Origin of the sequence: Loigolactobacillus jiayinensis (assembly GCF_003946445.1) — a bacterium.
GTDB classification, from domain to species: Bacteria; Bacillota; Bacilli; order Lactobacillales; family Lactobacillaceae; genus Loigolactobacillus; species Loigolactobacillus jiayinensis.
The window spans coordinates 1-9195 of the sequence record NZ_RHOF01000005.1 but is presented as its reverse complement, the minus strand read 5'-3'; the positions used below and the strand labels follow the sequence as shown (position 1 = coordinate 9195).

The 9195-nt window shown below is 42.4% G+C and carries 6 protein-coding genes and 1 other annotated feature; of the genes, 4 read left to right on the top strand and 2 right to left on the bottom strand.

The features are described from left to right. Positions 1–99 precede the first annotated feature (99 nt). Both brnQ and EKM80_RS02460 read right to left on the bottom strand, forming a co-directional pair. Positions 100–1476 (bottom strand): branched-chain amino acid transport system II carrier protein, encoded by a 1377-nt coding sequence (gene brnQ / locus EKM80_RS02470; RefSeq protein ID WP_125551542.1) that lies wholly within the window; start codon positions 1474–1476, stop codon positions 100–102. Positions 1477–1679: 203 nt separating this feature from the next. Continuing rightward, positions 1680–1923, bottom strand: a binding site (T-box leader). Positions 1924–2082: 159 nt separating this feature from the next. Beyond that, complete coding sequence (locus tag EKM80_RS02460) at positions 2083–2424, bottom strand: metal-sulfur cluster assembly factor (RefSeq protein ID WP_125551541.1); 342 nt, start codon at positions 2422–2424, stop codon at positions 2083–2085. Between the two features lie 217 nt (positions 2425–2641). On the opposite strand from EKM80_RS02460, the gene ilvD reads away from it, so the two are divergent. The 4 genes from ilvD (at position 2642) to EKM80_RS02440 (ending at position 8817) form a co-directional block, all read left to right on the top strand. Continuing rightward, positions 2642–4339 (top strand): dihydroxy-acid dehydratase, encoded by a 1698-nt coding sequence (gene ilvD / locus EKM80_RS02455; protein ID WP_125551540.1) that lies wholly within the window; start codon positions 2642–2644, stop codon positions 4337–4339. An 816-nt stretch (positions 4340–5155) separates the two neighbouring features. Beyond that, a complete protein-coding gene (locus tag EKM80_RS02450) occupies positions 5156–5866 on the top strand; it encodes a VIT1/CCC1 transporter family protein (RefSeq protein ID WP_125551539.1) in 711 nt (236 codons plus the stop codon). 405 nt (positions 5867–6271) lie between these two features. Continuing rightward, the gene (gene argS / locus EKM80_RS02445) at positions 6272–7963 is read left to right on the top strand and encodes an arginine--tRNA ligase (RefSeq protein WP_125551538.1); all 1692 of its coding nucleotides are present in this window, start codon (positions 6272–6274) and stop codon (positions 7961–7963) included. A gap of 143 nt (positions 7964–8106) precedes the next feature. Beyond that, positions 8107–8817 carry a GTP pyrophosphokinase gene (locus EKM80_RS02440; protein WP_125551537.1) on the top strand — a complete coding sequence of 237 codons (711 nt, stop codon included), beginning with the start codon at positions 8107–8109 and terminating at the stop codon, positions 8815–8817. Positions 8818–9195 lie beyond the last annotated feature (378 nt).

The following is a 9195-nucleotide window of genomic DNA, read 5'->3' as shown; positions in this document are numbered from 1 at the left end:
TCATAGTAAAACCCCCGGTATTGGATTCTGGTCCAATACCGGGGGTTCACTTCACACAGCTAGTAGTGGCCCGTGCAACGCTTTTTTTCAGCTAACTATTTATTTTGTTTGTGAAACTGTATTGTGGGCGCTGACACGTTTGAAAACATGGACGCCAATTCCCAATACGGCACCGACTAAGGCTGGGACTAACCAAGCTAAGCCATAATTGGCAAAGGGTAGATAAGCTTGTTCAAGGCCAGTCATGACTTTACCGAAGCTACTTTGACTGACGACTGCTGGAAAGGCAGTGACCATATCGAAGAATGCAGGGATAACCGTGAAGACGACGACAAATTTGTAGACCACGGGATCGCGGTGGAACAATGGTGAACAAACTGATAATAAAATCAAAACCATCGCTAAGGGGTACAAGAACATTAACATAGGTGTTGACCAAGCGATGATTTGATTCAAGCCGATGTTAGCAGTTAAGAAGGACGCTAGGGTAGTTAAGGTCAACCAAGTGCGGTAACTAACCTTAGGAAAATGTTTGTGGAAATCTTGGGCGAACGCGGCAACTAAGCCAATAGCCGTGGTTAAACAAGTGACAGTGATCAAGGCGGCTAAGATAGCTTGACCAGCAACGCCTAAGTAATGGTTAACGATTTGATCAAAGGCGACACCACCATTAGCGGACAATTTGAATTTACCTAGGGACATCGCGCCAACGAAGATCAGGCCAACATAGATCAGGGCAATCAAGGCCATGGCGAAGACGCCAGCCCGTGCGGTGACGAGTGCCACGCCACTAGCGCGCTTTTTACCTAATGAACGGACGGCGGTGACCACGGTGACACCAAAGGCTAAGCCGGCCAAGGCGTCCATGGTGTTGTACCCTTGCAAGAAGCCGTTAACGAATGAGCCGGAAGTGTAGGCGGCAGTTACGTGTTGCACGCCAGCGTGGCCCATTGGTGAACTGAAAGCTAAGAAGAAAACGCCAGCTAATAAAACTAAGAAAACGGGGTTCAATAACTTACCGATATTACCAACGATTTTATTTTCCTCTAATGAGAAGAAAAGCGCTAAACCGAAGAAAACAGCGGAGAAAAGTAACAAGCCAAGTGTTTGGAAATTTTTTGGAATCAGCGGCGCTAAGCCAACAGTGTAGGAAACGGTGGCTGTCCGTGGCGTGCCGAACAAAGGGCCAATGGTACCGTGGATCAAGATCATGAATAATAGCGCGAAGACAGGACCTAATGGCCGGCCAACATCGTAAACCCCTTCAGAACGGGTAACACTGATGGCAAGAACAGATAATAATGGCAATAAGACACCAGTGACTAAGAAACCCAGCGCGGCAGGCACCCAATTTTGCCCCGCTAACTGACCTAGATGTAACGGAAAGATTAAATTACCAGCACCAAAGAATAGACCAAATAACATTGAACTAACCACGACGTAATCGCGTTTAGTGAGTTTACGTTCCTCTAACATAAGCAGCACTCCTTCGAATTTTTTAAGCATGGCTGGTAAGTTTGGTTACGCCAACTTTGTAGTTGGGCCCAGCTTGAACCATTTTGCAATAAGGTTAAATCATGAGTGTTGCCGTACCAAGTCGACTTTAGTAACGGCAGCGGCTAGTCACGCGTAGACTAACCACGATAAACAAAAAACGCCCCAATCTGAAAGTTAATTCAGATCAGGACGTTAATAAACGTGTTACCACCTTGATTTGCCATTTTCTCACGAAAACAGCCTCTTCGGGTACGCGCACCAAGTGGCACGAAATACCCTAGCTCGATAATGGGAGCTCCCAATGAACGCTCATCGCATCCATCGCTCAAAGATGATTTTCTAATTGATTCACCTTGACGTCCTTGCACCAAACGACGCTCGCTTAACTGGTGAAAACAATTATACTTTTCTTATCACAGCGTTTAAATTACTCATTGATTTATCATGTGGCTATAATTTAACGCGGATTTAATCATTTGTCAAGCAGTGAATTTAAAAAAATTAAAAACGACAGCGTCTATTTTGCATAGCACAACTGTCGTCGGGTAAAATAATAACTAAACAAACGTGTTCAAAAATAAGCTGCTAGCGAGCGCTAACACCCAGGGCAATACGGCCTAAGCGACTGATACGATCCATTTTCCAACGTGGTGACCAAGCAATTTCCACGTTGACGGCGCTGACTTCATCTAATTTTATTAAGGCGGCTTTTAGATCCACCGGCATTGATTCAATACAGCCACAAACCATTTCTGTGAAAGTAGTGGTCACATTGAGTACGCCGTTTTCATCTAGGTCGAGGTTGTAGATCAAGCCTAGGTTATAAACATCTAAACCGAGTTCAGGATCAAAAACGGTTTCCAGCTTTTCGATGATTCTATCGCCGATTGCGGCGGCACGTTCATTTATTTTAATATCGTCACGCATTTGTCTCATCCTTTCGTGGTCACGGAGCTAAAAATATTTGTAAGTGTATTTTGGCATGAAACTAGTCGTATTTCAAGTATAAAATTAAAATTTGCTAAGTGATTTCCCTAGTTTTTTAAAATTTATATTGGAAAATAATGAGAGAAGATGTAGAATCTTTACTAAAGCAGGTCCATAACACTTGGTTAATGACAGCTTTGAAAGGAGCTTTTTATATATGACAGAAAAATCGAAAAAAGATTTACGGATCAGAAGCCACGTTTATGATGGCATGGTCAAAGCACCTAACCGTGCGTTGATGCGTGCCACTGGGATGAAAGACGCTGACTTTGAGAAACCGTTGATCGGCGTGATCAGTGCTTGGGCGGAAAATACGCCTTGTAATTTACATTTGGAGGAATTAGGTAAATTAGCTAAAAACGGTGTCACCGCGGCTGGCGGCTGGCCCGTTCAATTTGGTACGATCACTGTTTCTGACGGCATCTCCATGGGGACGCCAGGGATGCGCTTTTCATTGCCATCGCGTGATGTGATTGCTGATTCCGTTGAAACGGCGATCAGCGGCCACAACTGTGATGCCTTCGTGGCAATCGGTGGTTGTGATAAGAATATGCCCGGTAGTATGATTGCTATCGCTAACACAGAAGTACCGGCGATTTTCGTTTACGGTGGGACTATTTCACCTGGTAAATTAAACGGTAAAGATATCGATTTAGTCTCTGTATTTGAAGCAGTTGGTCAGTGGAACCATAAAGATATGACTGCCGAAGAAGTTCGCGCAATTGAATGCAACGCTTGCCCTGGGCCTGGCGGTTGCGGTGGGATGTATACTGCCAATACCATGGCTTCAGCAATTGAAGCCATGGGCATGAGTTTGCCAGGATCAGCCTCACATCCAGCAACATTTGATGCAAAAAAGAAAGATGTTGAAGAAGCCGGTAAAGCAGTTATGAATTTACTGGAAAAGGGCATCTATCCGAAAGATATTATGACCCGCGACGCATTTGAAAATGCGTTGACTGTTGTCATGGCTTTAGGTGGCTCGACGAACTCCGTGCTCCATTTATTAGCGATTGCACATGCCGCTAACGTTGATCTGACAATTGATGACTTTAATAAATTCCAAGAAAAAGTACCACATATCGCCGACTTGAAGCCAAGTGGCCAGTACGTTTTCCAAGATTTATACGAAGCTGGTGGCATTGAAGCCGTTATGAAATATTTATACCAAAATGGTTACTTACACGGTGATTGCTTGACTTGTACCGGCAAAACGGTTGCCGAGAACTTGGCAACTGCGCCAGATTTTACGCCAGGTCAAAAAGTAATCGTCCCATTGGAACATCCAAAACGTCCTGATGGCCCATTATTGATCTTGCACGGTAACTTAGCCACAGAAGGCGCTGTAGCCAAGGTTTCTGGGGTTAAATCTCGCCGCCACGTTGGCCCAGCTAAAGTGTTTGATAACGAAGAAGATGCTGTCGACGCAGTTTTGGCTGATAAAGTTGTCCCTGGCGACGTGATTGTTATCCGTTTCCAAGGACCAAAAGGCGGCCCCGGTATGCCAGAAATGTTGTCCTTATCAGGAATCTTAGTTGGTAAAGGCCAAGGGGAGTCCGTTGCCTTATTAACGGACGGTCGTTTCTCTGGCGGGACACACGGTTTCGTGGTTGGACATATTGCGCCGGAAGCACAAGATGGCGGTAATATTGCTTACTTGCACACTGGCGATACGATTATTATTGATCAAGATACTAAGGAGATCACGATGGATGTTTCTGATGCTGAAATTGCTAAGCGTAAAGCGGCAACAACGATTCCACCATTATATACGCGTGGTGTCTTAGGTAAGTACGCTCATTTGGTTTCCAGTTCGTCTAAAGGGGCGATCACAGATTTTTGGAAGAAAGATTAGCGTTAATGGATAATTCAATATAAGCAGCATGAAGCACACAACTTTACTCAAAAATGAGTAAAATTGTGTGCTTTTTTGACTCTATTGCTGGCCTGATTGATAAGTGAAAAGACTTAGTCTGGGGAGCCTAAATTATTGAATCAAGTTGCTGGGTGTGGTGCAATACAGCCTTAAAAGTTAAGCAGGTGAAAAAATTTAAAACGCTTTTCGTTTATTTTACGTAGATTATAAACAGAAAAAGCCAAATTTTGTATTGAGAAAAAGTGGAAAATCGTATTTTTCTCAAAGTATTTTACTGTAGTTATCCGCCAAAAAGCCACAGTAAGCAGTCAACTACATTAAGCAATAAAAACAATAAGCAAAAGCGAGGATAGGGTTAGGCAACAAGCTACTTATGATCAAATATTAAAAATTCTTGAAAAAATATAAAGCGTTTGCTAGTTGGGCTAGGAATTATTTAGTGGTTACGCTTGATTTTTTTAACCCGAGTGCGCACACCTTTAAATGCAAAGTTATGTTACCGGTACTGGAAAAATAGATGTTAATGATAAAGAATACAGACACTAACATTGACGCTTGCTACATTTGAACCTGAGCTAGTTCCCTGGTTGCTCAAGCTGACCATAATTATTTAGTAGCCAATTTAGGTAAAATAGATATACCTATTTTGCCTAAATATTTTTTTGCTAAGATAAAAAAATAATAGAAAAGTGACTGTATCCGGTGCCATAATCGTGGTATAATTGAGAAGAAATATCAATTACCAAGCAGAATACCTAAATGACCGTGACTTTAGGCAATGAAAGGACGATTCGTATGATTGATTTACATCTCCATCGGACGCAAGCTAAACCCTCGTTGCGCTTATCAGAGTGGTTAAATGTTTTGCGGGCTGGTGTTTTAGGCATGAATGATGGCATTATTTCAACAGCGGGTATCGTCCTTGGGGTCGCGGGGGCGCAACAAAGTTCCTTTGCGCTGTTTATTGCCGGTATTTCAGGGATGTTAGCAGGGGCGTTTTCTATGGGTGGCGGCGAATATGTGTCCGTTAGTCAACAACGGGATATGCAGAAAACCGCGGCACAAAAGCAGAAGCAAGCAATTGCGGATGATTATCCAGAGCAACTCGCTGAATTAACTAAGGTCTACGTTGATAAGGGTATTTCTACTGAGTTAGCCCAACAAGTGGCGGCAGAATTGATGATCAAAGATGGGTTAGGCGCAACTTGTCGCGAGAAATATAATATTGAATTAGGCAATTATTTCAATCCATGGCACGCTGCGATTTCTTCGTTTTGTTCCTTTTTCGTTGGGGCAATTTTGCCATTACTGACGATCACCTTAGTGCCAGCACGGTGGAAAGTCAGCGTCACATTTTTTGCGGTAGCTTGTGCGTTATTGCTAACCGGTTATGTTGGCGCTACATTAGGCAAAACCAACCGGCGCAAAGCAGTTTGGCGCAATTTGTTGGCTGGGCTAATGACGATGATCGTGACTTATGCAGTCGGTCATTTATTTGCAATTTAGCTGAATCTGCTTGAATTTAAAGCGTAAATCAGGTATAGTAACTAGCGAAGTCGCTCCGGTGAAAAAAATAATCAGTCATAAAAATGTGCAGCGAGCCTAGATTTGGTGGGAGCTAGGTGATTAAACGGCTGAGTCGTCCTTTTGAGGAGCAATTAAATAGTTGAGTGGATATTTTATCAAAAAGAGTGGTACCGCGGGCAAAGCTCGTCTCTTACAGGCAAACTGTAGGGATGGACATTGACCGCGGTTTTTTGTAGCATGATTTGCAAGGCGTTTAGATGATGACGTTAAGCATAGTCATACACATAATCTGCCTTTTAAAGCACGTTTCCGCAAAAGTAACACCTGCTTTTTAAATCACATTTTCACCACACCAGCGCCCACACATACGTAAAGGAGTTTATTATGAACGAACAAAAGCTTGTTGTTGCGGCGTTAAAGCCGTTACTGGCGGATCAATTAGATGACGCCACGATTGCACAATCCATTGAAACACCCAAAACATCAGATCTTGGCGACTATGCCTTTCCCGTTTTTCGTTTAGCTAAAGCATTCCATAAAGCACCACAACAAATCGCCGCTGACTTAGTTGAAAAAATTGATCAAACACATTTTGAAAAAGTGGTAGCAGTTGGTCCTTACATTAACTTTTTCTTAGATAAACCACAATTCAGTCACGATTTACTACAAACAATCCTAACTGCCGCTGATCATTACGGTGATGCTGATCTTGGTCAGCAAGGTCAAGTGCCAATCGACATGTCCAGTCCTAACATCGCTAAACCTATCTCAATGGGCCATTTGCGCTCAACTGTGATTGGTAATTCGATCGCCAATATTTTGACTAAGGTGGGCTACAAACCTGTTAAAATCAATCATTTAGGTGACTGGGGTACCCAATTTGGTAAATTAATCGTTGGCTATAAAAAATGGGGTAGCGAAGCAGCCGTTAAAGCTGATCCCATCACTAATTTATTGAAGTATTACGTTAAGTTCCATCAAGAAGACGTTGAACATCCAGAGTTAGACGAAGAAGCGCGCCAATGGTTCGTTAAGTTAGAAGCTGGCGACGAAGAAGCGACTAAACTGTGGTCATGGTTCCGTGAAGTGTCGTTAAAAGAATTTATGAAAATTTACGACATGCTGGGGATCACGTTTGATTCATACAATGGTGAAGCTTTTTACAATGATAAAATGGCTGAAGTGGTGCAATTATTAGAAGATAAAAAGTTGCTACAAGAAAGTCGTGGCGCTGAAATCGTTGATTTGTCAGCTTATGATTTAAATCCGGCATTGATCAAGAAAAGTGATGGCGCCACGTTATACATCACCCGTGATTTGGCGGCAGCGATTTACCGGAAGCGGACGTATAAGTTTGTGCAATCCTTGTACGTTGTCGGTAACGAGCAGCGTGATCATTTCAAGCAATTGAAGGCTGTTTTGAAAGAAATGGGCTTTGCTTGGTCTGATGATATTCATCATATTCCGTTCGGTTTGATCACCCAAGGTGGTAAAAAATTATCCACGCGTCAAGGTCGGGTAATCTTGCTAGAAAAGGTGTTAAATGATGCCGTTGATTTAGCGCAAAAGGAAATTGACGCCAAGAATCCTGCTTTGCCCAACAAGCAACAAGTGGCCAAAGAAGTTGGTATCGGCGCGGTGATTTTCCATGATTTGAAAAATGAGCGTTTAAACAATTTTGATTTCAACTTGGAAGAAGTTGTCCGTTTTGAAGGCGAAACTGGCCCGTACGTACAATACACCAACGCTCGGGCACAGAGTATTTTGCGCAAAGCAAATGTAGCCCTAGATGCGACCGCTGATTACACGATCACTGACGTTGCCGCTTGGGACGTGTTGAAGCAATTAGCTGAGTTCCCTGACGTGATCGTTCGCGCCAGCAAGGAATATGAACCTTCCGTTATCGCTAAATACGCGCTACGCTTGGCGAAGAACTTTAACAAGTATTACGCCAACACGAAAGTTTTAGTTGATGATAGTGAAAAACCAGCGCGCTTAGCCATGGTTGCTAGTGTCAGCCAAGTGCTGACTCAAAGCCTAGCCTTATTAGGCGTACAAGCACCAAAAGAAATGTAAACTGATAGCGTGTGACATGATTTCACTTATGTCGCGCGCTTTTTTTGTGCTTAAGGTTAATTTACTAGCAAAATAGTTGTTGCTTAACGGACATCATGCTAAAGTGAGTGAAAATAATTATACAGTTGAAAGGACCCTTATACATGATTCTTGAACGACAAAATTTTATGAATATCAATCAAATCAGTGCAGAACTAGAAAAAGAGTTTACTAATAAATCAATTGAACAAGAAGATATCGAAAAACTTCAAGCTTTAGCGCGGTTGTACCAGCTTTACCAAGCCGGCGCCAATGAGATTGGAACTAAATTAGAAAATTTGGATGCCGAATTTCAGGTAAATTATGACCATAATCCGATTCATCATATGGAAGAACGGATGAAAAGCGTGCAAAGTTTGTTGAATAAGTTGGTTAAAAAAGGGTATGCACTATCGGTAGAAAATGTGCGCGCCCATATTTTTGATATTGCCGGCATTCGCGTGGTGACTAACTACATTGATGATGTGTATTTGATTGAAAAAATGTTGTTGAATCAATCGGATGTCACGCTGATGCAGCGCAAGGATTATATTGCTCAGCCTAAAACTAGCGGCTATCGTAGTTTGCATATTGTCGTTTCAGTGCCGGTTTTTCAATCCACCGGGAGTAAGCCAGTCAATGTTGAAATTCAGATTCGGACTGTCGGCATGGATATGTGGGCGAGTTTAGAGCATAAGTTGCGCTACAAAACGGATATTGAAGCTGAATTAGTTGACCACTATGGGGCTGATCTACATGATTATGCGACTGAACTGTCCGGCATTGAAATTAAAATGCAAGCCCTTTACCAGAAGCTAAATCAGTATAAAAATTAAATCAATTAAAAAAAAGCCAATTTCGGCTTTTTTAACCCTAATTAGATTGCCCTGCCAGCAGTATTGCTAAATTAGGGGAGATACTGGTTTCGGATAGTGATGATACTAGCCCAAACCGTATTTTTATTCGTAAATTTGAGTAAAGCTACTGACTTTTTGGTATAATTAGATTAGTCGGTAAAGTATGGGCTTGCAAACCGCTTAACGGTTGTGTGCTGAGCAAAGTCCCACCGATAAATAACCCTTGAATGTGCATGTTTTTACGGTTGGCTTAACAGGTATTAATTAGTAGCACAGATATTATGCATGAAGATTTTGATCCAAAATCATTCATTACTGTGAAGTAGCGCCATGTTTCTTGCGGCACGATTTTTGCCA

What these genes read in the sequence shown, in the direction of transcription:
- brnQ (WP_125551542.1), bottom strand. Translation starts at nt 1,476, where the DNA reads ATGTTAGAGGAACGTAAACTCACTAAACGCGATTACGTCGTGGTTAGT.
- EKM80_RS02460 (WP_125551541.1), bottom strand. Translation starts at nt 2,424, where the DNA reads ATGCGTGACGATATTAAAATAAATGAACGTGCCGCCGCAATCGGCGAT.
- ilvD (WP_125551540.1), top strand. Translation starts at nt 2,642, where the DNA reads ATGACAGAAAAATCGAAAAAAGATTTACGGATCAGAAGCCACGTTTAT.
- EKM80_RS02450 (WP_125551539.1), top strand. Translation starts at nt 5,156, where the DNA reads ATGATTGATTTACATCTCCATCGGACGCAAGCTAAACCCTCGTTGCGC.
- argS (WP_125551538.1), top strand. Translation starts at nt 6,272, where the DNA reads ATGAACGAACAAAAGCTTGTTGTTGCGGCGTTAAAGCCGTTACTGGCG.
- EKM80_RS02440 (WP_125551537.1), top strand. Translation starts at nt 8,107, where the DNA reads ATGATTCTTGAACGACAAAATTTTATGAATATCAATCAAATCAGTGCA.